Origin of the sequence: Alloalcanivorax gelatiniphagus, from assembly GCF_005938655.1 — a bacterium.
GTDB classification, from domain to species: Bacteria; Pseudomonadota; Gammaproteobacteria; order Pseudomonadales; family Alcanivoracaceae; genus Alloalcanivorax; species Alloalcanivorax gelatiniphagus.
In genome coordinates this window covers 119,406-146,400 of record NZ_VCQT01000001.1, presented here as the reverse complement: position 1 = coordinate 146,400, position 26,995 = coordinate 119,406, and the positions used below count along the sequence as shown (strand labels likewise).

Sequence of the window (26,995 nt, the reverse complement as noted above, 5' to 3'; positions counted from 1 at the left end):
AATCAACCTGCCGCCCGACAAATGGCGATAAATTCTTCTGCTTTCAGGGAAGCCCCGCCGATCAGACCACCGTCGATATCCGGCTGGGCAAACAGAGGGGCGGCATTATCCGCCTTTACACTGCCGCCGTAAAGGATACGCAGCCGCGCGGCGATGTCCGCGTCGTGATCCGCCACCGCCGCGCGCAGCCCGGCGTGCACCGCCTGGGCCTGTTCCGGGGTGGCGGTAAGGCCGGTACCGATGGCCCAGACCGGCTCGTAGGCCAGCACCGCGTGGCCCAGCGCCTCCACGCCCGCCGCCTCGACCACCGCCATCAACTGGCGCACCACCACCTGGTCGGTCTCCTCCGCTTCCCGCTGGCGCAGGCTTTCGCCCAGGCACAGGATCGGGGTGAGGCCGGCCTGCCGGGCGCGCAGGAACTTGCTGGCCACCTGATCGTCGTCCTCGCCGTAGTGCTCACGGCGTTCGGAGTGGCCGACGATGACGAAGCGGCAGCCGAATTCCAGCAGCATTTCCGCCGACACCTCGCCGGTGAAGGCACCGTCCTCATGGTCACACAGGTCCTGAGCGCCCAGCGCCAGGGCGGAGCCCGCCAGGGCCTCGCCCAGCGCCGGCAGATAGGGATAAGGCGGGCACAGGGCCACCTCCACCCGCTCCGGCACGGCCGGCCGCAGCGCCGTGGCCAGCTCCTGAACCATGGCCAGGCGCCCGTTCATCTTCCAGTTCCCCGCCACCAGCGGTGCTCTTGTCATCAAACCCTTCCTCTTTTTATTGGTCCGCGCTTGCCATCGGGCCGCGCCCGCCTCAGGCGATCGCCGCTTCCACGGCGTCGGCCAGGCGCTGGCACAGCCGCGTGACCTGCTCTTCGTCCTTGCCTTCCACCATCACCCGTACCAGCGGCTCGGTGCCGGAGGGGCGCAGCAACACCCGACCGTTCTTGCCCAGTTCCCGCTCCACCGCCGCCAGCTCCTCGCGCAGATGGGCGTCGTCCTGGTAGCCGTCGCGCCGGGCGCCGCGCACATTGATCAACGTCTGCGGTAATAACGGCGCTTCGGCGGCCACTTCGCGGAGCGTGCGCTGCTCGCGGCGCAGGGCGTCGAGCACCTGCAGGGCGGCCACGGTGCCGTCACCGGTGGAAGTCCGGTCCAGACACACCAGGTGACCGGAATTTTCACCGCCCAGCAACCAGCCGCGCTCGTCCAGCTGTTCCATTACATAACGGTCGCCCACCTTGGCGCGCACAAACGGAATCTCCAGGGCGCCCAGGGCCAGCTCCAGGCCCAGGTTGGACATCAGGGTGCCCACCACCCCGCCCTTCAGGGCGCCGTGGAGGCGGCGATCACGGGCGATGATATAAAGCAGCTGGTCACCGTCCACCAGCTGGCCCCGGTCGTCCACCATGATCAGCCGGTCCGCATCGCCGTCCAGGGCCAGGCCCAGGTCGGCCTGCTCGTCCAGCACCCGCTGGCACAGCGCCTCCGGCCGGGTGGAGCCGCAGTCGCGGTTGATATTGAAACCGTTGGGCTGGTTGGCCATGGGCACCACCGTGGCGCCCAGTTCCTCAAGCACGTCCGGGGTGATGTGGTAGGCGGCGCCGTTGGCGGTGTCCACCACGATCTTGAGGCCGTGCAGGGTCAGCCCCGGCGCCGTGCTTTTGCAGAATTCGATATAGCGGCCGCGGGCATCGTCGATGCGCCGTACCTTGCCGAGCCGGTCGGTGGCCACCACCGAGATCGGCTCGTCGAGCATGCGTTCGATTTCCAGCTCGATCTGATCGTTGAGCTTGCGCCCGTCGCCGCCGAAGAACTTGATGCCGTTGTCGGTGTAGGCGTTGTGGGAGGCGGAAATCACGATGCCGGCCTGGGCGTGCAGGGTGCGCGTCAGGTAAGCGATGGCCGGCGTCGGCATCGGGCCCAGCAGGCGCACATCCACGCCGGCGGCGGAAATACCGGCTTCCAGCGCTGACTCGAACATGTAGCCGGAGATGCGGGTGTCCTTGCCGATCAGGATCTTGCTGCCGCCATGGGCGGCCAGCACGCGGCCGGCGGCCCAGCCCAGCTTGAGCACGAAATCCGGTGTGATCGGCGGTTCCCCGACGGTACCGCGAATGCCATCGGTGCCAAAATACTTGCGACTCATCCATTGTCTCCTGCGCTGAATGCACGGGCCCGGGGCCCAGGGGTCAGCGTTTTTTTTCGTTCATCACCGCGTGGGTCAGGCGCACGGCGTCCACGGTCGCTTTCACATCGTGGGCGCGCACGATGCTGGCGCCGCGCTCCACGCACATTACCGCCGCCGCCAGGGAGCCGGGCAGACGTTCTTCCACCGGGCGCCCGAGAATCTGGCCGATCATGCCCTTGCGCGACAGGCCCACCAGGATCGGCAGGTCCAGGGCACGCAGCTGCTCCAGTTCCGCCAGCAGGCGCAGATTGTGGTCCAGGGTCTTGGCGAAGCCGAAGCCCGGGTCCACCAGAAGCCGCTCACGGGGAATGCCGGCGGCCACGCAGGCCGCCACCCGCTCACGCAGAAACGCCACCACCTCGGCGGTCACGTCATCGTAACGGGGATTATCCTGCATGTTGCCGGGCTCGCCGACCATATGCATGACGCACACCGGCAGGCCGGTGGCCGCCGCCGCCTCCAGGGCGCCGGGGCGGCGCAGGGAGCGCACGTCATTGATCAGGCCGGCGCCGACGGCGGCGGTTTCCCGGATCACCGCCGGCGTGCTGGTATCCACCGACACCAGCGCGCCCAGCTCGCGGCTCAGGGCTTCCACCACCGGCACCACCCGGTCCAGTTCTTCCTGCTCGGCAACCGGCGTGGCGCCGGGGCGGGTGGATTCACCGCCCACGTCGATGATCGCCGCGCCCTCGTCCAGCAGCTGTCGTGCCTGGCGCAGGGCGGCGTCCCGCGTGGTATAGCGGCCACCGTCGGAAAAGGAATCGGGGGTCACATTCAGGACCCCCATAACGAGGGGCGCGGACAGGTTCAGTGTCCGCGCCCCTCGGTTCAGGCTGGCAGTTTCGCTCATCGGAACCCGGTCAGTGCGTGTTGGCCGGCCCGCCGATGGCATCGTCACCGGGCTTGGCATCACCGGCGGCCTCGCTGTCCGAGGACGCGGAGGTACCGTTGCCCGGGCCCTGGTCGCGCCAGTCACGGGGCGGCCGCGGCTTGTGACCGGACATGATGTCCTCGATCTGCGCAGCGTCGATGGTTTCGTACTGCATCAGCGCTTCCGCCATCAGGTCCAGCTTGTCCCGGTTCTCTTCGAGAATGGTCTTGGCCCGGGAGTAGCAGCTGTCGATGATGGCGCGCACTTCCCGGTCGATCTCCTCGGAGGTCTGCTCGGACACGTGCTTGCGCTGGGACATCTGCTTGCCGAGGAACACCTCGCCCTCGTCTTCCTCATAGGCCAGCGGCCCCATCTTCTCGCTCAGGCCCCACTTGGTGACCATGGCGCGGGCCATCTTGGTGGCGCGCTCGATGTCGTTGGAGGCACCGGTGGTGACACCGTCGAAGCCCAGGGTCATTTCCTCGGCCAGCCGGCCGCCGTACAGCGAACAGATCGCCGATTCGATGGCGCGCTTGGACTGGGAGTACTTGTCCTCCTCCGGGAGGTACATGGTCACGCCCAGGGCACGGCCACGGGGAATGATGCTGACCTTGTAGACCGGATCGTGGTCCGGCACCAGGCGGCCGACGATGGCGTGGCCGGATTCGTGATAGGCGGTGTTCAGCTTCTCTTTCTCGCTCATCACCATGGAGCGGCGTTCCGCGCCCATCAGGATCTTGTCCTTGGCCTTCTCGAAATCCTCCATGCTCACCATGCGCTTGTTGGCGCGGGCGGCGAACAGGGCGGCCTCGTTGACCAGGTTGGCCAGATCGGCGCCGGAGAAACCGGGGGTACCACGGGCAATCACACCGGGCTCCACGTCCTCGGCCACCGGCACCGGGCGCATGTGCACCTTGAGCACCTGCTCGCGGCCACGGATATCCGGCAGCGGCACGGTCACCTGGCGGTCGAAACGGCCCGGGCGCAGCAGCGCCGGGTCGAGCACGTCCGGGCGGTTGGTGGCGGCGATCACGATAATACCGTCGTTGGCATCAAAGCCGTCCATTTCCACCAGCAGCTGGTTCAGGGTCTGTTCGCGCTCGTCGTGACCGCCGCCGAGACCGGCGCCCCGGGAGCGGCCCACCGCGTCGATCTCATCGATAAAGATGATGCAGGGGGCGTGTTTCTTGGCCTGGTCGAACATGTCGCGCACCCGGGAGGCGCCCACGCCGACGAACATTTCCACGAAGTCGGAACCGGAAATGCTGAAGAACGGCACCTTGGCTTCGCCGGCGATGGCCTTGGCGAGCAGGGTTTTACCGGTACCCGGTGAGCCCACCATCAGCACGCCACGGGGAATCTTGCCGCCCAGGCGCTGGAATTTGGCCGGGTCGCGCAGAAACTCCACCAGCTCCTGCACTTCTTCCTTGGCTTCTTCCACGCCGGCCACATCGGCGAAGGTGGTCTTGATCTGGTCCTCGCCCATCAGCCGGGCCTTGGACTTGCCGAACGTCATCGGGCCACCGCCGCCCTTGCCGCCGCCCTGCATCTGCCGCATGAAGAAGATGAAGATGGCCAGGATCAGCAGAATCGGCAGCACGGACAGGAACAGCTGGGTCAGGAAACCCTGACGCTCCGGCTCCTTGCCGGTGACCTGCACCTTGTTCTGGATCAGGGTGGGGATCAGGTTGGTGTCCATGGCCGGCGGCTTGACCGTTTCGAAGCGGCTGCCGTCCTTCATTTGCCCGGAGATCCGGGTGTCGCCGATGGTGACCTGATCGACGTTGCCACTCTCCACGCTATGGATAAACGAGGAGTAGTTCAGCATTTGCTGGGAAGGCTGCGGGTTGATGCTGGAGGCGACTACATAGAGCACACCGGCAATCACCAGCCACAGCACGATATTCTTGGTCATGTCGTTCAAGGGAGACCTCGACTTACTGAGCGCAATAGCGCGTACTGACAGACTTGCAACTCTACACTACTTCAGGTGTGACCCCAATTGGTACACCTCGGTGGAGCGCGGCCGGCTGGCCGCCGGTTTACGGCTGACCACCTTCTTGAAGGCGCCCTGCAGGGTACGTCGATACTCTTCGAACCCCTCGCCCTGAAACACCTTGACCAGAAACTGGCCGCGCGGCTGCAACACATTGACCGCCATATCCAGCGCCAGTTCGGCCAGATACATCGCCCGTGGCAGGTCCACGGCCTTGTTACCACTCATATTGGGGGCCATGTCCGACATTACAAGGTCGACCTTCTGCTCACCCAGTAATGAAATTATCTGCTCATAGACCGCTTCTTCCCGGAAATCCCCTTCCACGAAGGTGACATCCGGGATCGCGTCCATGGGCAGAATATCGCTGGCCACGACAGTGCCCCGTGAACCCACCAGCCGGGCCGCCACCTGGGACCAGCCACCGGGGGCGGCGCCCAGGTCCAGCACCCGTATGCCGGGGCGGAACAGCTTGTCCTTTTCATGGATTTCCAGCAGCTTGAAACTGGCCCGGGAGCGGTACCCTTCGGCCTGGGCCTTGGCCACCCAGTGGTCGTCGAAGTGCTCCCTGAGCCAGCGCTGGCTGCTTTTTGATCGGGCCATGGATCAGCGCCCCTCGCATCGGTGGGTTTCGGCGTCTAGAATAGCGCCCCCGTTTTTGGAGAAGATCATGCCCCTGAGCCCGTTGGACAAGAAACGCCTGCGCCGTATCGGCCACCACCTCAAGCCGGTGCTGCTGTCCGGCGACAAGGGCCTCAGCGACACCTTCGTGGAAGAGCTTCAGGCGCGGCTGGAGGATCATGAGCTGATCAAGGTGAAGATCAGCGCGCCGACCCGGGATGAGCGGGCTCGCATGATCGACGAGCTGTGCGAACGCAGCGGTGCCGAGCTGGTGCAACGGATCGGCAATATCGCCCTGCTCTACCGTGCCGCCGCCAAGCCCAATCCGAAGCTGTCCAACATTCTGCGCGCCCAGGATCAGTGATCCGGGCGGATCGCGGCTGAAGCGAATCGCGGCTGAAGCCGCTCCTACACAACCTGGTAGGAGCGGCTTCAGCCGCGATCCCCGTCAGAGATGCTCGACCTTATCCACCTCGTATTCCTTGACCCCGCCCGGCGTTTCGATCTGCACCACATCCCCTTCCTCGCGGCCGATCAGGCCCCGGGCGATGGGTGAGTTGACGCTCAGCTTGCCGTTCTTGATGTTGGCTTCGTCGTCACCGACGATCTGGTAGACCTTCTCTTCGTCGGTATCCACGTCAAGAATGGTCACCGTGACCCCGAAAATCACCTTGCCGGTGTTCTCGATGCCGGTGATGTCGATGATCTGGGCGTTGGAAAGCTTGCCTTCGATTTCCTGAATCCGGCCTTCGCAGAACCCCTGCTGCTCACGGGCGGCATGGTATTCGGCGTTTTCCTTCAGATCGCCGTGCTCACGGGCTTCGGCGATGGCGGCGGAAATACGCGGCCGATCCACTTTCTTGAGCTGATCGAGTTCCTTGCGCAGGGCATCGGCGCCGGCGACCGTCATGGGAACGCGTTGCATAAAAGTAACCTCTTTATCGTCCATGGGCCGCCCCGGGGGCGACCCGGGGCGACGCGCGGTTAATGCATCTCGGCGTGCAGGTCCTGCAGCCGGCGCACCTGCGGCTCACCGCTGATGGCCATGGCCTGGCAGACCGCGTAGGCCGCGGTGATGGTGGTGGTGTAGAACACCTTGTGCTGCAGGGCGGAGCGGCGGATTGCGAACGAATCCCGAATCGCCTGCTTGCCCTCGGTGGTGTTCACGATCAGCTTCACCTGGTCGTTCTTGATCATATCAACGATGTGCGGGCGGCCTTCCAGCACCTTGTTCACCGCTTTCACCGCCAGCCCGGCCTCGGCCAGATGGGCGGCGGTGCCACGGGTGGCCACCAGCTCGAAGCCATGCTCGATCAACGACCGGGCCACTTCCACCGCCGCCGCCTTGTCCGCGTCGCGCACGGAAATAAAGGCGGTGCCGCCCTGGGGCAGGCGCTCGCCGGCGCCCAGCGAGGCCTTGCCGAAGGCTTCGGCGAAGGTTTCGCCCACGCCCATCACCTCGCCGGTGGATTTCATTTCCGGGCCGAGGATCGGGTCCACCTTCGGGAACTTGGCGAACGGGAACACCGCTTCCTTGACGAAGTAATGGCGCGGCGCCACTTCCTCGGTGAAGCCCTGCTCCTCCAGCGTGGTGCCGGCCATGCAGCGGGCCGCCACCTTGGCCAGGGACACGCCGATGCACTTGGAAACATAAGGGACCGTGCGCGAGGCGCGCGGGTTCACTTCCAGCACATAAACGTCGTCGCCCTTGACCGCGAACTGCACGTTCATCAGGCCGATCACGCCCAGCTCCAGAGCCATGGCGGCGGCCTGCTCACGCATCACGTCCTGCACGGCGGCGTCCAGGGAATACGGCGGCAGCGAGCACGCCGAGTCACCGGAGTGCACGCCGGCCTGTTCGATGTGTTGCATGATGCCGCCGATCACCACCTGTTTACCGTCGCAGATGGCGTCCACGTCCACTTCGATGGCGTCGTCCAGGAAGCGGTCCAGCAGCACCGGCGAGTCGTTGGAAACGCTCACCGCGTTGTTCATGTAGCTGCGCAGTTCCGCATCGTTGTAAACGATCTCCATGGCCCGGCCACCGAGCACATAGGAGGGCCGCACCACCAGCGGGTAACCGATTTCGTCGGCCAGCTTGATGCCCTCTTCCATGGAGCGGGCGGTGCGGTTGGGCGGCTGCTTGAGGCCAAGCTTGTTGACCATCTGCTGGAACCGTTCCCGGTCCTCGGCTTCGTCGATGGCGTCCGGGCTGGTGCCGATGATCGGCACGCCGGCGGCCTGCAGGTCGCGGGCCAGCTTCAGCGGCGTCTGGCCGCCGTACTGGACGATCACGCCCTTGGGTTTTTCCATATCGACGATGGCGAGCACGTCCTCCAGGGTCACCGGCTCGAAGTACAGCCGGTCGGAGGTGTCGTAGTCGGTGGACACGGTTTCCGGGTTGCAGTTGACCATGATGGTCTCGTAACCGTCGTCCTTCATGGCGAAGGCGGCGTGCACGCAGCAGTAGTCGAACTCGATGCCCTGGCCGATACGGTTGGGGCCACCGCCGATCACCATGATCTTCTCACGGTCGGACGGGTTGGCCTCGCACTCCTCGTCGTAGCTGGAGTACATGTAGGCGGTGGCGGTGGAGAACTCCGCCGCGCAGGTATCCACGCGCTTGAACACCGGCTGCACGTCCAGCTCACGGCGGCGGCTGCGCACGTCCTGTTCCTTGACGCCCAGCAGTTGCGCCAGGCGCGCGTCGGAGAAGCCCTTGCGTTTGAGCCCGTACAGGCGGCTCTTGGTCAGGTCGCTGAAGGTGCCGGCGGCCACCGCCTCTTCGTCGCGGATCAGGTCCTCGATCTGCACCAGGAACCAGCGGTCGATCTGGGAAATCTGGAACACTTCGTCCACGGTCATGCCGAAGCGGAAGGCGTCACCGACGATCCAGATGCGCTCCGGACCGGGGGTGGAAAGTTGCCGGGCGATGGTCTCGCGGGCATCCGGCGCCGCCAGGTCCACCTTCGGGTCGAAGCCCACGGAATCGGTTTCCAGACCGCGCAGTGCCTTTTGCAGAGACTCCTGCAGGTTACGGCCAATGGCCATCACCTCACCCACGGATTTCATCTGGGTGGTCAGCACCGGGTCGGCGGCGGCGAACTTCTCGAAGTTGAAGCGCGGAATCTTGGTGACCACGTAATCGATGGACGGCTCGAAGGACGCCGGGGTGGCACCACCGGTGATCTCGTTCTGCAGCTCGTCCAGGGTGTAGCCCACCGCCAGCTTGGCGGCCACCTTGGCGATCGGGAAGCCGGTGGCCTTGGAGGCCAGCGCCGAGGACCGCGATACCCGCGGGTTCATCTCGATCACCACCATGCGGCCGGTGTCCGGGCACATGCCGAACTGCACGTTGGAGCCGCCGGTTTCCACGCCGATTTCGCGCAGCACCGCCAGGGAGGCGTCGCGCATCACCTGGTATTCCTTGTCGGTGAGCGTTTGCGCCGGGGCCACGGTGATGGAATCGCCGGTGTGCACGCCCATCGGATCGAAGTTCTCGATGGCGCAGACGATGATGCAGTTGTCGTTCTTGTCGCGAACGACCTCCATCTCGTATTCCTTCCAGCCCAGCAGCGACTCGTCGATGAGCAGCTCATGGGTGGGCGAGAGTTCGAAACCGCGGCCGCAGATTTCCTCGAACTCTTCCTTGTTATAGGCCACGCCGCCGCCGGAGCCGCCCATGGTGAAGGACGGCCGGATGATGGTCGGGAAGCCCAGCTCGGCCTGAATTTCCCAGGCCTGATCCATGGTGCGGGCCACTTTGGCGCGCGGACATTCCAGGCCGATGTTGCGCATCGCCTTGTCGAAGCGGTCGCGGTTCTCGGCCTTGTCGATGGTGTCGGCGTTGGCGCCGATCATTTCCACGCCGAATTTGGCGAGCACGCCATGGCGCTCCAGATCCAGGGCACAGTTGAGCGCGGTCTGCCCGCCCATGGTGGGCAGCAGGGCGTCCGGGCGCTCCTTCTCGATGATCTTGGCCACCGTTTCCCAGGTAATGGGCTCGATGTAGGTGGCGTCCGCCATGGCCGGGTCGGTCATGATGGTGGCCGGGTTGGAATTCACCAGGATCACCCGGAAGCCTTCCTCGCGCAGGGCCTTGCAGGCCTGGGCGCCGGAGTAATCGAACTCGCAGGCCTGGCCAATAACGATGGGGCCGGCGCCGATGATGAGGATGCTCTTTAGATCGGTTCTCTTGGGCATAGGTGCTAACCGTCAGGCGTTGATTCTGTCCAGGGGTCCGGCGCCGTGGCGCCGGACGCTCTCAGCGGGCCCCGTGGGCCTCCATCAGTTCGATGAAATGGTCGAACAGCGGCGCGCAATCGTGCGGGCCCGGGCTGGCTTCCGGGTGACCCTGGAAGCCGAAGGCCGGCACGTCGGTACGGTGGATGCCTTGCAGGGTGCCGTCGAACAGGGACACGTGGGTCACCTTGACGTTGTCCGGCAGGGTGTCGGCGTCCACCGCGAAACCATGGTTCTGGCTGGTGATCATCACGGTGCCGTCTTCCAGGTTCTTGACCGGGTGGTTGGCGCCATGGTGACCGTTCTTCATCTTCATGGTGCGCGCGCCGCTGGCCAGCCCCAGCAATTGGTGGCCCAGGCAGATGCCGAAGGTGGGCAGGCCGGTGGCGACGATCTCGCGGATCGCGTCGATGGCGTAATCACAGGGCTCCGGATCTCCGGGGCCATTAGCCAGGAACACGCCGTCCGGGTTCATCGCCAGCACTTCCGAGGCCGGGGTTTGTGCCGGCACCACGGTGAGGTCGCAGCCGCGATCGGCGAGCATACGCAGAATGTTGCGCTTGCAGCCGTAATCGTAGGCCACCACCTTGAAGCGGCTCGGCGCCGCCGGGCGGTGGCCGGTGGCCCGCTCCCAGGTCCCTTCGGACCATTGGTAGCGTTCCTGCACGCTCACTTCCCGCGCCAGGTCCATGCCTTTGAGGCCGGGGAAGGCACGGGCGGCGGCCAGGGCCTTCTCTTCATCCACGTCCTCGCCGGCCAGGATGCAGCCGTTCTGCGCGCCTTTGTCGCGCAGAATCCGGGTCAGGCGGCGGGTGTCGATGTCGGCGATGGCGACGATGCCACGCTCCTTGAGGTAGTCCGGCAGGGACTGGCTGGCACGCCAGCTGCTCACCGTCAGCGTCAGATCACGGATCACCAGGCCGGCGGCCCAGACACGCGCGGACTCCTCGTCCTCCGGATTGACCCCGGTATTGCCGATATGCGGATAGGTCAGGGTCACGATCTGCTTGGCATAGGACGGATCGGTGAGAATTTCCTGATAGCCGGTCATGGCGGTGTTGAACACCACTTCACCCACGGTTTCACCCGTGGCGCCAATCGCGACACCCCGAAAGAGACTACCGTCTTCCAGAGCAAGTATGGCGGGTACCGTCAACGCAACCTCCTGGCGGATAGGGACTTGTGGAGATCGGTGGCGGGGGTCGGAACCCCTTGCGAGGTTCGCAAAAAAGCGAGATGGATTGCTCCACCTCGCTTTCAGGAAACGCGTTCTGAGGGAAAAACACCCGGTTTCACTCGACCACCCGCTCGCCCATCTTGGGCAGGCGGTATTTTAGGACGTAACCGCCCTGGTGTCACGTCGCACGCTCGGATTCGCGGGTAATCGCGGCTGAAGCCGCTCCTACGGCGAGTGCAGGAGCGGCTTCAGCCGCGATCAGACCCTCAGCGGCCCCAACCGGCGCTGTCGCCGGCCAGCCCCAGCACGTCCTGCATGTCGTACAGGCCGCGCTCGTGGCCGCCCAGCCACAGCGCGGCGCGCACCGCGCCACGGCCGAACGACATGCGGCTGGAGGCCTTGTGGGTGATTTCCACCCGCTCGCCCTCGGCGGCGAACATCACCGTGTGGTCCCCGACGATGTCGCCGGCGCGGATGGTCTCGAAACCAATGGTGCGCCGGTCGCGCTCGCCGGTGCGGCCCTCGCGGCCGTAGACCGCGCAGTCCTTGAGGTCCCGGCCCAGGGTCTGGGCCACCACCTCGCCCATGCGCAGGGCGGTACCGGAGGGCGCATCGATTTTGTGCCGGTGGTGGGCCTCGATCACCTCGATATCGACCTCGTCGCCGAGCACGGCGGCGGCGGTCTCCAGCAGCTTGAAGCACAGGTTCACGCCGATGGAATAGTTGGGCGCGAAGCAGATGGCGATGTCCTCGCTGGCGTCGCGCAGGGCCGCCTTCTGCTCGTCATCCAGGCCGGTGGTGCCGATCACCAGGCGGGTACCGGCGGCCCGGCACACCGCCAGATGGCCGACGGTGGCCTCGGGCACGGTGAAGTCGATGAACACATCCGCGTCCCGCACCACCTTTTCCAGGTCGTCCGCCAGGGTCACGCCCAGGGCGGCCTGGCCCAGCAGCTCACCGGCGTCCACGCCGATCAGGCTGGAGCCGGGCACGTCCACCGCGGCGGTCAGCTCGGTGTCCGGATTGGCCAGGGTGGCCTCCATCAGAATCCGGCCCATGCGCCCGGCGGCGCCGATAATCCCTACTTTCATGGTTGTCGCCCGTTGTGCGGTTGAAATATCAGGGTTCAAAGCCCCTCGAAGAAGCGTTTGACGCCCTCGAACCAGCTGGTGCGGCGCGGGTTGTGACGCTCCCCGCCCTTCTCCAGGGATTCCTGGAAACCACGCAGCAGGTCTTTCTGCTCGCCGGACAGCTTGACCGGGGTTTCCACCACCACCTTGCACAGCAAGTCACCGGGCGGGCCGCCGCGTACCGGGGTCACGCCCTTGCCGCGCAGGCGGAACAGCTTGCCGGTCTGGGTTTCCGGCGGCACTTTCAGCTTCACCTGGCCATTCAGGGTCGGCACGTCCAGCTCGCCGCCCAGGGCCGCGTCCACGAAACTGAGCGGCACTTCCACGTGCAGGTTCTCGCCGTCGCGCTTGAACAGGTCGTGCTCACGGACCGCCACCTGCACATACAGATCACCGGGGGGCGCGCCGCTCATGCCCGCCTCGCCCTTGCCGGCCAGACGGATGCGGTCGCCGGTATCGACGCCGGCGGGAATCTTCACCGACAGGGTGCGGGTGGTCTGTACCCGGCCCTGGCCGCCGCAGTGGCCACAGGGGTTCTCCACCACCCGGCCCTCGCCGTGACAGGTGGGGCAGGCCTGCTGCACGGTGAAGAAACCCTGCTGCATGCGCACCTGGCCCATGCCGTTACAGGTCGGGCAGGTGATCGGCTGCTCGCCGGCCTGGGCGCCGCTGCCGTCGCACACTTCACAGCTGTCCCAGCTGGGCACCCGGATCTTTTCCTCGCAGCCGCGTACCGCCTGCTCCAGGGTCAGCTCCAGGGTGTAGCGCAGGTCGGCGCCGCGGGCCGGACCACGGCGTCCGCCGCCACCAAAGATGTCACCGAAGATATCGCCGAAGATGTCACCAAAGCCACCGCCTCCGAAGCCGCCGGCGCCACCGCCGCCAAAGCCACCCTGGCCGTTGACGCCGGCGTGGCCGAACTGGTCGTAGGCGGCCCGCTTCTGCTCATCGGAGAGCACTTCGTAGGCCTCCTTGGCCTCCTTGAATCGGGCCACCGCCTCCTGGTCATCCGGGTTGCGGTCCGGATGGTATTTCATCGCCAGACGGCGGTAGGCTTTTTTCAGGTCCTGCGGGCCGGCGTCCTTGCCCACCCCCAGCACTTCGTAATAATCACGTTTGGACATAGACATTCAACTTGCCGTGAAGCAGAAACGCCGGCGGTGTCCCGCCGGCGATGCATATGCTCTGACGCCGCACGCCCGGCGCCGGCCCCGGAGTCGCCTTTCAGCGTCCAGGGCCACGCGCCCGGCGTGGGGCCTCAATCACTTCTTCTTATCGTCGTCGACTTCCTCGAACTCGGCGTCGACCACGTCGTCACCGGCGGCCTGCTGCTGGCCGGCGTCGGCGGCACCGTCACTGGCCTGCTGGGCCTCGGCATACATTTTCTGCGCCAGGGCACCGGATACCTCGGTGAGCGCCTTGGTCTTGGCCTCGATATCGTCCTTGTCGCTGCCCTTGAGCGCCTCTTCCAGCTCACCGATGGCCTTGTTGATGGCCTCCTTCTCTTCCTCGGTGGCCTTGTCGCCGGCCTCTTCCAGGGTCTTGCGGGTGGCGTGCACCAGGTGGTCGCCCTGGTTACGCGCCTGCACCAGCTCCTCGAACTTCTTGTCCTCGTCGGCGTGGGCTTCCGCGTCCTTGACCATCTGATCGACTTCGTCATCGGACAGGCCGGAAGACGCCTTGATCTGAATGGTCTGTTCCTTGCCGGTGGCCTTGTCCTTGGCGCCCACGTGCAGGATGCCGTTGGCGTCGATGTCGAAGGTCACTTCGATCTGCGGCACGCCGCGCGGTGCCGGCGGAATGTCTTCCAGGTTGAACTGACCCAGGGACTTGTTCTGCCCGGCCTGCTTACGCTCACCCTGCAGCACGTGCACGGTCACCGCGGTCTGGTTGTCCTCGGCGGTGGAGAACACCTGCGACGCATTGGTCGGGATGGTGGTGTTCTTCTCGATCAGCGGCGTCATCACGCCACCCATGGTCTCGATGCCCAGGGTCAGCGGGGTCACGTCCAGCAGCAGCACGTCTTTTACGTCGCCGGACAACACCGCGCCCTGAATGGCGGCGCCGATGGCCACGGCTTCGTCCGGGTTAACGTCCTTGCGGGCTTCCTTGCCGAAGAAGTCGGCCACTTTCTTCTGCACCATCGGCATGCGGGTCTGACCGCCCACCAGGATCACGTCGGTGATGTCGGCGGCTTTCACGCCGGCATCGCTGAGCGCGGTCTTGCACGGTTCCAAAGAGCGGGTCACCAGCTGCTCAACCAGGGATTCCAGCTTGGCGCGGGTCAGCTTCACCACCAAATGCTTGGGACCGGTCTGGTCGGCGGTGATGTACGGCAGGTTGACCTCGGTCTGCTCGGCGGAGGACAGCTCGATCTTGGCTTTCTCGGCGGCTTCCTTGAGGCGCTGCATGGCCAGGGCGTCACCACCCAGATCGATGCCGGAGTCCTTTTTGAACTGGTCGGCCAGGTAGTTGATGATCGCCAGGTCGAAGTCCTCGCCACCCAGGAAGGTGTCGCCGTTGGTGGCCAGCACCTCGAACTGATGCTCACCGTCCACTTCGGCGATCTCGATGATGGAGATGTCGAAGGTACCACCACCCAGGTCGTAGACCGCGATGGTGCGGTCGCCGCCTTTCTTGTCCAGGCCATAGGCCAGGGCCGCGGCGGTGGGCTCGTTGATGATGCGCTTGACCTCGAGACCGGCGATGCGGCCGGCGTCCTTGGTGGCCTGACGCTGGGAGTCATTGAAGTAGGCGGGTACGGTGATCACCGCCTCGGTGACTTCCTCGCCGAGGTAGTCTTCCGCGGTCTTCTTCATTTTCTTGAGGACCTGCGCGGAAATCTGCGGCGGCGCCTGCTTCTCGCCTTTCACTTCCACCCAGGCGTCGCCGTTGTCGGCCTTGGCGATCTTGTAGGGCACCATCTTGATGTCCTTCTGCACCACGTCGTCGTCAAAACGACGGCCGATCAGACGCTTGACCGCGTACAGGGTGTTGGTGGGGTTGGTCACCGCCTGACGCTTGGCGGCCTGACCGACGAGGATTTCGTTGTCCTCGGTGTAGGCGATGATGGACGGCGTGGTACGCGCGCCTTCCGCGTTTTCGATTACCTTGGTTTTGTCCCCTTCCATGACAGCGACACAGCTGTTGGTGGTGCCAAGGTCGATACCAATGATCTTACCCATAATGTTCCATTCTCCTTCACACGGTCCGGACCCCTTCAGGCCGCCCGGACAGCTGAACCTTATTGACTTGCCAGCTATATGGCGGCTGGCTTGCGCTTTTCAAGAGTGCCGCGAACCGGCCGGGGCCGGACCCGCGACACCTAGCCGGCCTTGCTGACCACCACCCGTGCCGGGCGGATCAGACGACCGTTGAGCTGATAGCCCTTTTCGAGCACTTCGATCACGCTGTTGGGCTCCGCGTCCGGCGCCGGCACCATGGTCATGGCCTCATGGTGTTCCGGGTTGAACGGCTGGCCCTGGGGATCGATCTGCTCCAGGTTGTACTTGGCGAACACATCGAGCAGCACCTTGAGGGTCAGTTCCAGCCCCTCGCGGGCGGGCTGCAGGGTCGGGTCGTTCGCGTCCAGGGTGGACAGGCCCCGTTCCAGGCTGTCGGCCACCGGCAACAGATCACCGGCGAACTTCTCCAGCGCGAACTTGTGGGCGCTCTCCACGTCCCGCTCGGCGCGGCGACGCACGTTCTGCATTTCCGCCTGGGCGCGCAAATCCGCCTCGGCCAGCGCCTTCTCCAGGCGGGCCACGCGCTCACGGGCCTCGGCCAGTTCCTGCTCGGCGGTGGGCGCCTCGGCGTCTTCCTCGACGATCTCCGGCTCCTCGCGGGGAGCCTGTTCGTTCACCTCGGGCTGATCGTGGCCCTGCTTTTGTTTGTCCTGATCGCTCATATCCACTCCAAAGTCCCCGGTTGCGGGAAAGCGAGCAAAGATATGGGAACGGCACGGCGGGATTCAAGGGCCGTGGCGGGAACCGGCGCTGGCGCCGGTGTTACAGCTGGGTCAGGGCGGCGGACAGAATGCGGGCGGTGATGTCCACGGTGGGGATCACCCGCTCGTAGTCCATGCGGGTGGGGCCGACCACGGCGAGCACGCCCATGGGGCCGTTATCGACCTTGTAGGGCGCGGACACCAGGGAGTATTCCTCGAACGGCTGATAGCCGGACTCCCGGCCGATGAAAATCTGCACGCCGTCGGCTTTGACGCTGCGTTCCAGCAGATGAAGGATGTCGCGCTTGCGGTTGAAGGCCTCGAACAGATCGCGCAATTTCTCGATACCGCCGGCTTCGGCGCTGTCGAGCAGATTGGATTCCCCGGACACCACGTAGTCCGAGTCCTTGTTCTCCGGCCGCAGGGCCTTGCCGGCGATGTCCACGGTGGTCTGCATCAGCTCATCAAGCTGGGCGCGGTCCGCGTCCATGGTGCTCAAAAGCCCCTCGCAGATGCTGTCCAGGTCGCAGCCGGCATAGGTGTGGTTGATGTAGTTGGCGGCCTGGCGCAGCTCGATCTCGCCGTACTCGCGGCCGGTCTGGATGATGCGGTTCTGCACTTCGGAGCGGTTCACCACCAGCACCACCAGCACCCGTTGGCCGGACAGGGGCAGAAATTCCACCTGACGCAGAGTGGTCACCTCGCGGCGCGGCACCGCCACCAGCCCGGCCATGCGGGTCAGCTCGGCCAGGGTGCGGGAGGCCTGGGAGACCAGCGCCTGGGGCGACTGATCCGGCGCCAGCAGCTGGCGCAGTTCGTCACGCAGGCGGGCATTGTCCGGGCTTTCCATGGCGGTGGAAGCCAGCAGGGTGTCCACGTACAGGCGGTAGCCGCGCTCGGTGGGAATGCGTCCGGCGGAGGTGTGCGGGCTGGTGAGCAGCCCCATCTCTTCCAGCTCCGCCATGATATTGCGGATGGTCGCCGGGCTGACCTGCAGGCCGCCCCCGCCCGCCAGGCTTTTCGAGCCCACGGGTTGGCCGTGGCGGATGTGGCGCTCCACCAGAGCCATCAACAATCGTTGTTTGCGTTCGTTCAGTTCCAGCCGGGCCATGCTTCAAATACCAGGAAAGACGTTTCAGTATAACGCGGCGTTCAGTCTACGCACCCGCCGCGCATTACGCACCCGGCAGCGTCGATCCGCCGCCGGGGGCTTACACTGGCGCCGGGAATCGCCTACTATCCCGACAATACTGGCCAGAAGGACAGTCCATGCTGACCCATCTCAGTGTTCGCCATTTCGCCACCGTGGACCAGCTAGAGCTGGAACCGGAATCCGGGCTGACCGTGATCAGCGGCGAAACCGGCGCCGGCAAATCGGTGATTATCGACGCCCTGTCGCTGACCCTGGGCGAACGGGCGGACAGCGCCGTGGTGCGCCCGGGCTGCGAGCGCGCCGAGGTGCTGGCCACCTTCCATCTCGGCGACAACGCCGCCGCCCGCGCCTGGCTCGCCGAGCGGGAGCTGGACGACGGCGACGAATGCCTGCTGCGCCGCACGGTGCGCGCCGATGGCCGCTCGCGGGCCTATATCAATGGCACGCCCACGCCGCTCACCGAGGTGCGCGACCTGGGCGACCACCTGATCAGCATCCACAGTCAGCACGAACACCAGGCCCTGCTGCGCAAGGAAACCCACCGCGCCCTGCTCGACAGCCTGGCGGAGGCCGGCGAGCTGGCCGGCGAGGTGCGCGAGACCTGGCGCCACTGGCAGCGCGCCCGGCGCGCCCACGACGACGCCCTGGCCAGCGCCCGGGAACAAACCGAGCGCCAGGAACTGCTGCGTTTTCAGCTGGAGGAACTGGACGCCCTGGCCCTGGCCGAGGGGGAACTGGCGGAACTTGAGCAGGAACAGCAGCGGCTGGGTAACGCCGAGGCCCTGATCCGGCTGTGCCAGCAGGCGGTCACCGCCCTCTATGACGGCGACGACGGCACCGTCAACGATCACCTGGGCCAGGTCAGCCACTGGGTGGAAGAGGCCCGCGCCAGCGACGACGCCCTGGCCGGGGTGCTGGATACCGTGGAATCCGCCCGCCTGCAGGTGGAAGCCGCCGCCGAGGATCTGCGCCACTACCTGGAGAAGCTGGACCTGGACCCGCAGCGCCTGAGCCAGGTGGAAGAGCGCCTGGGCCAGGCCTACAGCCTGGCCCGCAAGCACCGGCTGCGCCCGGAGGAGCTGGTGGAACACCACCAAAAGCTGGCCGGCGAGGCCGACACCCTGGAGCATTTCGACGAACACCTGGAAGCCCTGGCCAGCGCCGAGCAGAGCGCCCGCGATGCCTATATGGAAAAGGCCCAGACCCTGGGCCGCCGGCGCAGGGACGCCGCCACCACCCTGACCCGGGAGGTGCAGAAGCAGCTCAAGGCGCTGGGCATGAAGGCCGCCCGCCTGGAAACCGTGGTCGAGGAAGGCAAGCCGGGACCGGACGGCCTGGAGGAAGTGGAATTCCGCTTCTCCGCCAACCCGGGGCAGCCGCCAAGAGCGCTGGCCAAGGTGGCCTCCGGCGGCGAGCTGTCCCGGGTGAGCCTGGCGATCCAGGTGATCTGCGCACGCAACCTGACCGTGCCCAGCCTGGTGTTCGATGAAGTGGACGTGGGCGTGGGCGGCGGCGTGGCGGAAATCGTTGGCCGCCTGCTGCGCGAACTGGGCGAGCACGCCCAGGTGCTGTGCATCACCCACCAGCCCCAGGTGGCCGCCCAGGGGCACCAGCACTGGCAGGTTCACAAGCTGCAGGGCAAGGACACCACCCACACCCGCATCCAGCCCCTGGACCAGGGCGCCCGGGTGGAAGAGGTGGCGCGGATGCTGGGCGGCGTGGAGATCACCGCCTCCACCCGCGCCCACGCCCGGGAAATGCTGGACAAGGGCCAGCAGGTGGCCTGAACCGGCGCGCCAACGCCGAGCGCCCGGCGCACCGCGAGGGCGGGCCGGGCTGACGATCAAGGGCTTGGCTGGCGGCGTGCCACGGCGGAGGCCGTGGCAAAGGCTGGCTGGGGTGAAGCGGTGTTACTGTTACCGGCTTTACTTGCTACCGGCTTTGGGGCGCACGTACAGCACCAGGGAGTGGTCGACGATCTCGTAACCGTGCTCCTCGGCGATGCGGTGCTGGCGCTTCTCGATTTCCTCGTCCAGGAACTCGATCACCTCGCCGGACTCCATGCACACCATGTGATCGTGGTGCTCCTCGTCGGCCAGCTCGAACACCGCCGAACCGCCCTCGAAGTTGTGCCGCAGCACGATGCCGGCCTGTTCGAACTGGGTGAGCACCCGGTACACCGTGGCCAGACCCACGTCCTCGCCGGCGTCCATCAGTGCCTTGTAGATGTCCTCGGCGCTGAGATGCCGTTCCTTGGAGGATTCCAGCTGCTGCAGAATTTTCATCCGCGGCAGGGTCACCTTCAAGCCCGCTTTCCTAAGATCCTGATTATCCAAAATAATTGCTCCGTATGCCGCCAGCGGGGATTCTCGATTCCACGAGGAACCTTGTTCCCCTTAGACAAGTCTGTATTATCGCCCGGACATTATGCCAAGTCGAAACATCATGCCAAGGATCATTCTCGTTTCCCTGCTTTTCGCCGCCCTTCTGGCCGGCTGCAGCTCCCTGCGCTTCCCCGGGGTGTACCGCGTCGATATCCCCCAGGGGAACGTGGTCACCCAGGATATGCTGGCCGAGCTGGAGCCCGGCATGACCCCGGAACAGGTACGTTTCGTGTTGGGGCCGCCCACTCTCACCGACCCCTTCACCGCCGACACCTGGTTCTACCTGCTGCGCTATCAGCCCGGCAAGGCGGAAACCGTGGAACAGCAGGTGGTGGTGTATTTCGAAGGTGGCCAGTACAGCCGCTATGAGGGCGAGGCCCTGCCTGATGTGCGCCAGCGCACCTCCGGCCGCCGCGACCGGGAGCTGGAACTGCGCGCCGAGGACCGTCGCCGCGACGGCGGTACCGTCGATCAGGAGCCGCTCAGCGACCCCGAGCCGGACCCGGCGGCACCGCAGAGCACCCCGGAAGCGACCACGGTGCCGCTGCCTCGCTCCTAGAACGCCGCTGCCGCGCTCATAAAGCCGCTGCCTCGCTCCTGGAACGCCGCCAGAAAACACCGCCCCGCTCCTGAAGCGGGCCCCGCCGTCAGCGGCCCTTGCGGGCCCGTTCGGCGCGGGCCCGCCGCGCGGCTTTCGGGTCCACGGTAAGCGGCCGGTAAATCTCCACCCGCTCCCCGTCCTCCAGCACCCGCCGCGCCGGCTCCGGCTCGGCCTTGCCGAAAATGCCCATCGGCGCCGTCTCCAGCACCAGCCCCTCGACCTGCCCGGCGATACCGGACTGACGGGCCGCCTCCAGCATGGTGGTGCCCGGCGCCACGTCCAGGGCGATCAGGCGCTGCCGGTCCGGCAGCGCATGGACCACTTCCACGCGGATGGTGTCAGCCACGGGTGGCGGACCACAGGGCATAGGCGATCACCGCGATCATCGCCAGCGGCGAGAAGATCCGCACCAGCGCTCGCCACACCATGTACAGCGCGAAGCTCTTCATGGCCAGCTCCTTGCGCACCTGGGTCTCTTTCATGACCCAGCCGGCGAACAGGGCGATCAACAGGCCGCCCAAGGGCAGCAGGATGCTGGTGGAGAGGAATTCGATATTGTCGAAGAAGGTGCCCATCAGGAAGGTGTGCTCCTTCCACAGGTTGAACGACAGCACCGACCCCACGCCCAGCACCCAGGCGGCGCCGCCCACCAGCAGCGACGCGGCCCAGCGGCTTTTGCCCCGCTCCACCAGCCAGGCCACCATGGGCTCGCCCAGGGAGATCGAGGAGGTCCAGGCGGCGCACACCACCAGCACGAAAAACAGGGAACCGAACAGCACGCCACCGGGCATCTGGCCGAACGCCAGCGGCAGGGTCACGAACATCATGCCCGGCCCCTGGGCCGGCTCCAGGTTGCCGGTGAACAGCAGCGGGAACATGGCCAGGCCCGCGCCCAGCGCCACCAGGGTGTCCAGCAAGGCGATGATGGCCACCGAGGAGGCGATGGACACCGGCCGGGAGCGGCCGGTCTTCTTGTTCTTGATCTCGCGGGGCATGTAGGCGCCGTAGGCCATGATCGCGCCCATGCCCAGGCTCAGGGTAAAGAACGCCTGCCCCAGGGCGATCACCACCGCCTCACCGGACAGCTTGGAGAAATCAAAGGCGAACAGGAAAGCCACCCCTTGGGCGAAGCCCGGGGTGGTGGCGGCGTAGCCGATCAGCACCAGCAGCAGCACGAACAGCAGCGGCATCAGCACTTCCACCGCCCGCTCCAGGCCGCGCTTCACGCCCAGCGCCACCACGCCCATGGTCAGCACCATGAACAGGCTGTGCGAGCCCAGCATCAGCCAGGGGTTGGCCTGCATGGCCTCGAAATTGCCCTGGGACTGCAGGGCGGTCATGCCCTGGAACAGGCCACGGACCGCTTCCCACACATAGATCAGCGCCCAGCTGGCCACCACCGAATAGAACGACAGGATCAGAAAGCCGGACAGCGCCCCCAGATAGCCGATGCCCTTCCAGCGCCGGCTCACCTTGCTCTGTTCCGCCAGCCGCCCCATGGAATGGATCGGGCTCAGGCCGCCCCGGCGACCCAGGGTCACCTCGGCGATCATGATCGGCACGCCGATCAGGGCGATGCACGCCAGATACAGCAGCACGAAAGCACCGCCGCCGTACTCCCCGGTGATGTACGGGAACCGCCAGATATTGCCCAGCCCCACCGCGGAGCCGGTGGCCGCCAGGATAAAGACCCACCGGCTGGTCCACATGCCATGGACCGGCTTGCTCGTTTCGTTCATCGGATAACCCCTCGACGCAGTGCCGCCATTGTCTTGATTTTCCCCGGCCCCCTCAAGAGAGGTCGGTGAACACTCACCCGCGCTGGCGCCATTGACCAGGTTTAACAACTTCGCCGGCGCTACGCTCGCCTTAACGCCTGGCTCTCTCTATAATCGCCGCCCCATGGGCAAAGCGAAAAAACAAACGTCGACCAACAGCGCCATCGCACAGAACCGCAAGGCGCGTTTCGACTATCACCTGGAAGAGTTCTTCGAAGCAGGTCTGGCGCTGGAAGGCTGGGAAGTGAAATCCCTGCGTGCCGGCAAAGGCAACCTGACGGAGTCCTATATCCTGCTCAAGGACGGCGAGGCGTTTCTGTTCGGCTCCCGCTTCGAGCCCCTGCCCACCGCCAGCACCCACTTCGTGCCGGACCCGCAGCGCAGCCGCAAGCTGCTGCTGCACCGCAAGGAACTGGCCAAGGTCTTCAGCGGCGTGCAGAAAGAGGGCTTCACCTGCGTGCCGGTGAACCTGCATTGGAAACGGGGTCTGGTGAAGCTGGACATCGCCCTGGCCAAGGGCAAGCAGAAGCACGACAAGCGCGCCACCGAGCGGGAACGCGACTGGAACCGGCAGAAGCAGCGGATTCTGCGCCAGCACTGAGGCGCGGACATTGATCGCGGCTGAAGCCGCTCCTACAGAGCTGTCGTAGGAGCGGCTTCAGCCGCGATTCAGCAGTGCCAATTAAAACGCCTTACCGGTACGCCCATGGCGCCGCCGCCAGCCGCGCAGGTCATCCCGCACCAGCCAGTACAGCTGCAGCCAGGCGCGCAACACCGCCGGCAGGAAGTAGACCCCGAACAGCAACGCCGGAATCCGCGCCTCCCCGCTCACCGCCAGCACCGCCGCGATACCGCCGGCGTACAACGCCACCGTGAGGATCAACCCCAGGCTACGGGCCAGCAACGGATGGGCGGTGACCGGCGCCAGGCTTTTCTCGACAACTTCCACGACTGATCGAAAGATCGCTTTCATAGTCTCATGCTCCTTTTGAGGGCCCGTGGGTATGCCTGCACAGGGCCTTGAACGATCGGGATCAGCGGCCGGCTTTGTCATCGGAATGGGGGCTCGCTGTAGCTTGATAATGCGCACAAGTAATGACCATTGGATGGCAAACGGGTCCGATTGTAGGACAAAGGATTCAAAAAGCCGGTAACCCGCTCTTTTTCCTGAAACTTTTTACCTCCCGAGCGCCCCCTTGCCTTTCCCCACACCGCCCCCATCTCCTACAATAGCCCGATCACAGGGGGCGACATGGCTTCGACGCCGGTATAGAAACCTGTGGTGCATGTCGAGTAGGGTCACAATGCTCGTAAATCCCTTGTGGCATACTAAAGTAATCGCAAACGACGATACTTACGCACTAGCGGCTTAAACCCCGCTTATCGCCAAACGACCCAGCCTGTGGGGAAGTGCGGCGAGCATCGCTACACAGGCTCGCGGCAAAGTCCGTCCCGGACGGCGCTGTTAAAACTCTTAGGGACTCGGTGACTGCGCCCTGTCGGTCGGGCCGCAGCCACTTAAATCAATAGACTAGACTAAACATGTAGATCCACAGGCGGATTGCTGGCGGACGCGGGTTCGATTCCCGCCGCCTCCACCAAACACAAAAAAGGCTGGCCCTACGGGCTGGCCTTTTTTGTGTTTGGTGGAGGCGGCTGGCTGAGGAGCCAAGTCCGGGTTCGACAAGCGAAGCACCGCTTCGCGCAGGACGTCCCCGCCCCGCGGGGACGGTCCCGGCCAAAGGCCGGGATGGCCGAATCGCCAAAAGCGATCCGGCCACCTTCCCGCCGCCGGCCCGCCACCTCCCACCCATAGAACCGCTCGCTCGACCCCGATCCCAACGCCAACGCCAAAAGACGCGATGGAACCACCACCCCAACCTGCCCCCAAACCACCCACCCACCCCAAAACTCGCACCAAAAAAGTGCATCAATCTTATGAAGCCCCAACATTCACCCCCTGAATACCCCCAAACCCTTCACTTTCCTACCAAAACCCGTGTATACAAGAACGGCACGTAACTTGCTCCAAGCCCTAAAACCGCCCACCGCAACCTGGGGAAGGCCCTCTCGCGGGCACCACCGGGCGGCACAACAACACGCAGTCAGAGGAGTCACCTCTTGGAATTCCTGGATCAATACAGCGCCGCCTGGTTGGCGGGCCTGGTGGTTGCCCTGCTCGCCACCGGTGTTATCGCCGGTGTCATGGCCGGTCTGCTGGGGGTCGGCGGCGGCATCGTCATCGTGCCGGTGCTCTACCACCTGTTCACTCTGCTGGGCGTGGACGAATCAGTGAAAATGCACGTGGCGGTGGGCACCTCCCTGGCCACCATCATCCCCACCTCGATCATGTCGTCCCGGGCCCACGCGTCCAAGGGCAACCTGGATTTCTCCCTGCTCAAGACCCTGGGCCCGGCGCTGGTGGTCGGCGTGCTGATCGGCACCTGGCTGAGCGGCTACCTGGGGGGCACCGCCCTGACCGCCATCTTCGCCGCCGTGGCCCTGCTGGTGGCGGCCAACATGGCGTTCCGCACCAAGGGCGTGGCCCTGGCCGATCATCTTCCACCGACGCCGTTCAAGCAGTTGATCGGCACCGTGATCGGTGGCTTCTCCACGCTCATGGGCATCGGCGGCGGCACCCTGACGGTGCCGATTCTGACCCTGTTCAACTATCCGATTCACAAGGCGGTGGGCACCGCCGCCGCCATCGGGCTGTTTATCAGCGTGCCCGGCGCCATCGGTTTTCTGCTGCACGGCATGGACGATCCGGGACGGCCGCCGTTCACGGTGGGCTATGTGAACCTGATCGGCTTTATCCTGATCGTGCCGATGACCATGCTGATGGCCCCGGTGGGCGCACGCCTGGCCCACGCCATCAACGCCACCCGCCTGCGTCAGGCGTTCGCGCTGTTCCTGTTCATCACATCCCTGCGGATGTTCTACGGGCTGCTCTGAGGAAACGACATGCTGCACACCAAACGCGCCCTGGGCGGCGTCTTCGTCGCACCGCACCACCTGGCCGCCCAGGCCGGGCGGGACGTTCTCCGCGAGGGCGGTAACGCCGCCGAGGCGATGATCGCCGCCGCCGCCGCCATCGCCGTGGTCTACCCGCACATGAACGCCATCGGTGGCGATGGCTTCTGGCTGCTGGCGGAGCCCGGCCAGGCGCCCCGCGCCATCGAGGCCTGCGGCCCGGCGGCCGCCGCCGCCGACGTGGACTTCTACCGCAGCCGCGGCCACGACGTGATCCCCTCCCGGGGCCCGCTGGCCGCCCTCACCGTGGCCGGCACCATCAGCGGCTGGCAGCGGGCCGGGGAAATCGCCAGCCAGTGGGGCGGCCGCCTGCCGCTGACCCGGCTGCTGGAAGACGCCCACCGCCATGCCCGGGACGGCATCGCCGTGACCCCGAGCCAGGCCGCCCTCACCGCCGCCAAGCTGCCGGAGCTGGGGAACGTGCCCGGCTTCGCCGACAGCTACCTGGTGGACGGCCAGGCCCCCGCCGAGGGTCGCATCCTGCGCCAGGCCGCCCTGGCCGACACCCTGGCCCGGCTCGGCAAGGCCGGGCTGGACGATTTCTATCGCGGCGAACTGGCCTCGGCCATGGCCGAGGACCTGGCCCGGGTGGGCAGCCCGGTGAGCCGCGAGGACCTGGCCGCCTATCACGCCCGGGTGGTGGAACCGCTCTCCACCCGGCTGCGCAACGCCACCCTCTACAACCAGCCGCCGCCCACCCAGGGCATGGCGTCGCTGATGATCCTGGGCCTGTTCGACCGCCTGGGCGTTACCAAGGGCGAGGGCTTCGACCATCTGCACGGTCTGGTGGAAGCCACCAAGCAGGCGTTCCTGATCCGCGACCGGCACTGCACCGACCCGGCCTACATGGATGTGGACCCGGCGGATTTCCTCACCGACGCCGACCTGGCCGAACGGGCCGCCCGCATCGACCCGGCCACCGCCCTGCCCTGGCCGCAGCCGGCGCTGCCCGGCGACACCATCTGGATGGGCTGCATCGACCGCGAGGGCCGCAGCGCCAGCTTTATCCAGAGCATCTACTGGGAGTTCGGCTCCGGCGTGGTGCTGCCCTCATCCGGGGTGCTGTGGCAGAACCGGGGCATCAGCTTCTCCCTGGACCCGGACGCGCCCCAGGCCCTGAAACCGGGTCGCAAGCCGTTCCACACCCTGAACCCGGCCATGGCCCGCTTCGACGATGGCCGCACCATGGTCTACGGCACCATGGGTGGCGAAGGCCAGCCGCAAACCCAGGCGGCGGTGTTCAGCCGCTATGGCCTGTTCGATCAACCCCTGCAGCAGGCGGTCACCGCGCCGCGCTGGCTGCTGGGCCGCACCTGGGGCGATGAGAGCACCAGCCTGAAACTGGAAGCCCGCTTCGAGGCGCGGCTGGTTCAGCAACTGCGCGACGCCGGCCACCAGGTGGAAGTGCTGGACCAGGACTTCAGCGACACCATGGGCCATGCCGGCGCCGTGGTGCGGCACCCGGATGGCGTGATCGAGGGCGCCAGTGATCCGCGCAGCGACGGGGTGGTAGCGACACTCTGACGCCCCCGCCCCGCCTTAAAGAGCAACCCCCTCGGCGACGGCCCGGCCCCCCGGTCGTCGCCTTTTTTTGGTCCATCGCGCTTCGGCGGGAAATCTCGCTCCAGCCGGGGCGCAGCTCTGCGTGGGTGCCTTCCGTGCCTTGGATGTAGGAGCGACTTCAGTCGCGATGAAGGTGGCTCCCGAGGAAATCGCGGCTAAAGCGGAGTGCCGCCCAGCCGCTCCTACAACACCCCCCACCCGACTGCTGTGTATACATTCGGGGCACCGTGCACCGTTTGGGGACTTTTATTGTCTTCAATAAATACCTAACCCATTGTTGCATAAGAAAAAACGATTTTGGCACAAAGCCTGCTCTGTC

At 65.8% G+C, this 26,995-nt stretch carries 23 protein-coding genes and 1 other RNA gene; 7 read left to right on the top strand and 17 right to left on the bottom strand.

All coding sequences use genetic code 11. The features are described 5' to 3' along the window. Nucleotides 1-2 precede the first annotated feature (2 nt). The 5 genes from tpiA to rlmE all read right to left on the bottom strand — a co-directional run bounded on the left by tpiA (nt 3) and on the right by rlmE (nt 5,651). On the bottom strand, nt 3-752 hold the full coding sequence (gene tpiA, locus FGS76_RS00675; RefSeq protein WP_138770704.1) for a triose-phosphate isomerase: 750 nt from the start codon (nt 750-752) through the stop codon (nt 3-5). Between the two features lie 52 nt (nt 753-804). Continuing rightward, nucleotides 805-2,139, bottom strand: coding sequence for a phosphoglucosamine mutase (gene glmM / locus FGS76_RS00670; protein ID WP_138770703.1), 1,335 nt, complete (start codon nt 2,137-2,139; stop codon nt 805-807). Between the two features lie 43 nt (nt 2,140-2,182). Beyond that, entirely contained in the window at nt 2,183-3,031 is an 849-nt protein-coding gene (gene folP, locus FGS76_RS00665; RefSeq protein WP_138770702.1) for a dihydropteroate synthase, read from the bottom strand. 10 nt (nt 3,032-3,041) lie between these two features. Next, the gene (gene ftsH / locus FGS76_RS00660) at nt 3,042-4,967 is read right to left on the bottom strand and encodes an ATP-dependent zinc metalloprotease FtsH (protein WP_205717137.1); all 1,926 of its coding nucleotides are present in this window, start codon (nt 4,965-4,967) and stop codon (nt 3,042-3,044) included. Nucleotides 4,968-5,033: 66 nt separating this feature from the next. Next, complete coding sequence (gene rlmE, locus FGS76_RS00655) at nt 5,034-5,651, bottom strand: 23S rRNA (uridine(2552)-2'-O)-methyltransferase RlmE (RefSeq protein ID WP_138770700.1); 618 nt, start codon at nt 5,649-5,651, stop codon at nt 5,034-5,036. Between the two features lie 67 nt (nt 5,652-5,718). On the opposite strand from rlmE, the gene FGS76_RS00650 reads away from it, so the two are divergent. After that, nucleotides 5,719-6,033 carry a YhbY family RNA-binding protein gene (locus tag FGS76_RS00650; protein ID WP_138770699.1) on the top strand — a complete coding sequence of 105 codons (315 nt, stop codon included), beginning with the start codon at nt 5,719-5,721 and terminating at the stop codon, nt 6,031-6,033. Between the two features lie 84 nt (nt 6,034-6,117). Here FGS76_RS00650 and greA read toward each other — a convergent pair whose 3' ends face one another. The 8 genes from greA to hrcA form a co-directional block, all read right to left on the bottom strand. Further along, nucleotides 6,118-6,594 (bottom strand): transcription elongation factor GreA, encoded by a 477-nt coding sequence (greA, locus tag FGS76_RS00645; protein WP_138770698.1) that lies wholly within the window; start codon nt 6,592-6,594, stop codon nt 6,118-6,120. A 59-nt stretch (nt 6,595-6,653) separates the two neighbouring features. Next, nucleotides 6,654-9,872, bottom strand: a complete 3,219-nt coding sequence (gene carB / locus FGS76_RS00640; RefSeq protein WP_138770697.1) for a carbamoyl-phosphate synthase large subunit — start codon at nt 9,870-9,872, stop codon at nt 6,654-6,656. Nucleotides 9,873-9,933: 61 nt separating this feature from the next. Next, a complete protein-coding gene (gene carA / locus FGS76_RS00635; protein ID WP_138770696.1) occupies nt 9,934-11,067 on the bottom strand; it encodes a glutamine-hydrolyzing carbamoyl-phosphate synthase small subunit in 1,134 nt (377 codons plus the stop codon). A gap of 287 nt (nt 11,068-11,354) precedes the next feature. Then, complete coding sequence (gene dapB / locus FGS76_RS00630; RefSeq protein WP_138770695.1) at nt 11,355-12,179, bottom strand: 4-hydroxy-tetrahydrodipicolinate reductase; 825 nt, start codon at nt 12,177-12,179, stop codon at nt 11,355-11,357. A 35-nt stretch (nt 12,180-12,214) separates the two neighbouring features. Next, the gene (dnaJ, locus tag FGS76_RS00625) at nt 12,215-13,342 is read right to left on the bottom strand and encodes a molecular chaperone DnaJ (protein ID WP_138770694.1); all 1,128 of its coding nucleotides are present in this window, start codon (nt 13,340-13,342) and stop codon (nt 12,215-12,217) included. A 138-nt stretch (nt 13,343-13,480) separates the two neighbouring features. Continuing rightward, entirely contained in the window at nt 13,481-15,403 is a 1,923-nt protein-coding gene (dnaK, locus tag FGS76_RS00620) for a molecular chaperone DnaK (protein ID WP_138770693.1), read from the bottom strand. A 140-nt stretch (nt 15,404-15,543) separates the two neighbouring features. Beyond that, nucleotides 15,544-16,125 (bottom strand): nucleotide exchange factor GrpE, encoded by a 582-nt coding sequence (gene grpE, locus FGS76_RS00615; protein ID WP_138770692.1) that lies wholly within the window; start codon nt 16,123-16,125, stop codon nt 15,544-15,546. Between the two features lie 100 nt (nt 16,126-16,225). Further along, complete coding sequence (gene hrcA, locus FGS76_RS00610) at nt 16,226-17,275, bottom strand: heat-inducible transcriptional repressor HrcA (protein ID WP_138770691.1); 1,050 nt, start codon at nt 17,273-17,275, stop codon at nt 16,226-16,228. 158 nt (nt 17,276-17,433) lie between these two features. Between hrcA and recN the strand changes: the two genes are divergently transcribed. Continuing rightward, nucleotides 17,434-19,104 (top strand): DNA repair protein RecN, encoded by a 1,671-nt coding sequence (recN, locus tag FGS76_RS00605; protein WP_138770690.1) that lies wholly within the window; start codon nt 17,434-17,436, stop codon nt 19,102-19,104. A gap of 138 nt (nt 19,105-19,242) precedes the next feature. Here recN and fur read toward each other — a convergent pair whose 3' ends face one another. Continuing rightward, nucleotides 19,243-19,653 (bottom strand): ferric iron uptake transcriptional regulator, encoded by a 411-nt coding sequence (gene fur, locus FGS76_RS00600; RefSeq protein WP_138770689.1) that lies wholly within the window; start codon nt 19,651-19,653, stop codon nt 19,243-19,245. A gap of 109 nt (nt 19,654-19,762) precedes the next feature. Between fur and FGS76_RS00595 the strand changes: the two genes are divergently transcribed. Then, entirely contained in the window at nt 19,763-20,260 is a 498-nt protein-coding gene (locus FGS76_RS00595) for an outer membrane protein assembly factor BamE (RefSeq protein ID WP_138770688.1), read from the top strand. A gap of 88 nt (nt 20,261-20,348) precedes the next feature. Here FGS76_RS00595 and FGS76_RS00590 read toward each other — a convergent pair whose 3' ends face one another. Both FGS76_RS00590 and FGS76_RS00585 read right to left on the bottom strand, forming a co-directional pair. After that, a complete protein-coding gene (locus FGS76_RS00590) occupies nt 20,349-20,648 on the bottom strand; it encodes an RnfH family protein (protein ID WP_205717136.1) in 300 nt (99 codons plus the stop codon). Then, nucleotides 20,641-22,041, bottom strand: a complete 1,401-nt coding sequence (locus FGS76_RS00585) for a sodium-dependent transporter (RefSeq protein WP_138770686.1) — start codon at nt 22,039-22,041, stop codon at nt 20,641-20,643. The genes FGS76_RS00590 and FGS76_RS00585 overlap by 8 nt, the downstream gene beginning before the upstream one ends. 163 nt (nt 22,042-22,204) lie before the next feature. Between FGS76_RS00585 and smpB the strand changes: the two genes are divergently transcribed. Further along, the gene (gene smpB, locus FGS76_RS00580) at nt 22,205-22,681 is read left to right on the top strand and encodes an SsrA-binding protein SmpB (RefSeq protein WP_138770685.1); all 477 of its coding nucleotides are present in this window, start codon (nt 22,205-22,207) and stop codon (nt 22,679-22,681) included. 81 nt (nt 22,682-22,762) lie between these two features. On the opposite strand, the gene FGS76_RS00575 is transcribed toward smpB, so the two are convergent. Further along, complete coding sequence (locus FGS76_RS00575) at nt 22,763-23,053, bottom strand: hypothetical protein (protein ID WP_138770684.1); 291 nt, start codon at nt 23,051-23,053, stop codon at nt 22,763-22,765. Nucleotides 23,054-23,323: 270 nt separating this feature from the next. Here FGS76_RS00575 and ssrA point away from each other — a divergent pair. The 3 genes from ssrA to FGS76_RS00560 all read left to right on the top strand — a co-directional run bounded on the left by ssrA (nt 23,324) and on the right by FGS76_RS00560 (nt 26,637). After that, nucleotides 23,324-23,681, top strand: a transfer-messenger RNA (tmRNA) gene (gene ssrA / locus FGS76_RS00570). Nucleotides 23,682-24,201: 520 nt separating this feature from the next. Then, entirely contained in the window at nt 24,202-25,035 is an 834-nt protein-coding gene (locus tag FGS76_RS00565; RefSeq protein WP_138770683.1) for a sulfite exporter TauE/SafE family protein, read from the top strand. 9 nt (nt 25,036-25,044) lie between these two features. After that, complete coding sequence (locus FGS76_RS00560) at nt 25,045-26,637, top strand: gamma-glutamyltransferase family protein (RefSeq protein WP_138770682.1); 1,593 nt, start codon at nt 25,045-25,047, stop codon at nt 26,635-26,637. The last annotated feature ends 358 nt before the right edge of the window (nt 26,638-26,995 follow it).

Excerpts from the sequence above, each read along its gene's own strand:
- grpE (WP_138770692.1), bottom strand. The coding sequence starts at position 16,125 with ATGAGCGATCAGGACAAACAAAAGCAGGGCCACGATCAGCCCGAGGTG.
- carB (WP_138770697.1), bottom strand. The coding sequence starts at position 9,872 with ATGCCCAAGAGAACCGATCTAAAGAGCATCCTCATCATCGGCGCCGGC.
- rlmE (WP_138770700.1), bottom strand. The coding sequence starts at position 5,651 with ATGGCCCGATCAAAAAGCAGCCAGCGCTGGCTCAGGGAGCACTTCGAC.
- tpiA (WP_138770704.1), bottom strand. The coding sequence starts at position 752 with ATGACAAGAGCACCGCTGGTGGCGGGGAACTGGAAGATGAACGGGCGC.
- glmM (WP_138770703.1), bottom strand. The coding sequence starts at position 2,139 with ATGAGTCGCAAGTATTTTGGCACCGATGGCATTCGCGGTACCGTCGGG.
- FGS76_RS00595 (WP_138770688.1), top strand. The coding sequence starts at position 19,763 with ATGCCAAGGATCATTCTCGTTTCCCTGCTTTTCGCCGCCCTTCTGGCC.
- FGS76_RS00650 (WP_138770699.1), top strand. The coding sequence starts at position 5,719 with ATGCCCCTGAGCCCGTTGGACAAGAAACGCCTGCGCCGTATCGGCCAC.
- dnaK (WP_138770693.1), bottom strand. The coding sequence starts at position 15,403 with ATGGGTAAGATCATTGGTATCGACCTTGGCACCACCAACAGCTGTGTC.
- FGS76_RS00585 (WP_138770686.1), bottom strand. The coding sequence starts at position 22,041 with ATGAACGAAACGAGCAAGCCGGTCCATGGCATGTGGACCAGCCGGTGG.
- greA (WP_138770698.1), bottom strand. The coding sequence starts at position 6,594 with ATGCAACGCGTTCCCATGACGGTCGCCGGCGCCGATGCCCTGCGCAAG.
- recN (WP_138770690.1), top strand. The coding sequence starts at position 17,434 with ATGCTGACCCATCTCAGTGTTCGCCATTTCGCCACCGTGGACCAGCTA.
- hrcA (WP_138770691.1), bottom strand. The coding sequence starts at position 17,275 with ATGGCCCGGCTGGAACTGAACGAACGCAAACAACGATTGTTGATGGCT.
- folP (WP_138770702.1), bottom strand. The coding sequence starts at position 3,031 with ATGAGCGAAACTGCCAGCCTGAACCGAGGGGCGCGGACACTGAACCTG.
- dnaJ (WP_138770694.1), bottom strand. The coding sequence starts at position 13,342 with ATGTCCAAACGTGATTATTACGAAGTGCTGGGGGTGGGCAAGGACGCC.
- smpB (WP_138770685.1), top strand. The coding sequence starts at position 22,205 with ATGGGCAAAGCGAAAAAACAAACGTCGACCAACAGCGCCATCGCACAG.
- dapB (WP_138770695.1), bottom strand. The coding sequence starts at position 12,179 with ATGAAAGTAGGGATTATCGGCGCCGCCGGGCGCATGGGCCGGATTCTG.
- FGS76_RS00560 (WP_138770682.1), top strand. The coding sequence starts at position 25,045 with ATGCTGCACACCAAACGCGCCCTGGGCGGCGTCTTCGTCGCACCGCAC.
- FGS76_RS00575 (WP_138770684.1), bottom strand. The coding sequence starts at position 23,053 with ATGAAAGCGATCTTTCGATCAGTCGTGGAAGTTGTCGAGAAAAGCCTG.
- ftsH (WP_205717137.1), bottom strand. The coding sequence starts at position 4,967 with ATGACCAAGAATATCGTGCTGTGGCTGGTGATTGCCGGTGTGCTCTAT.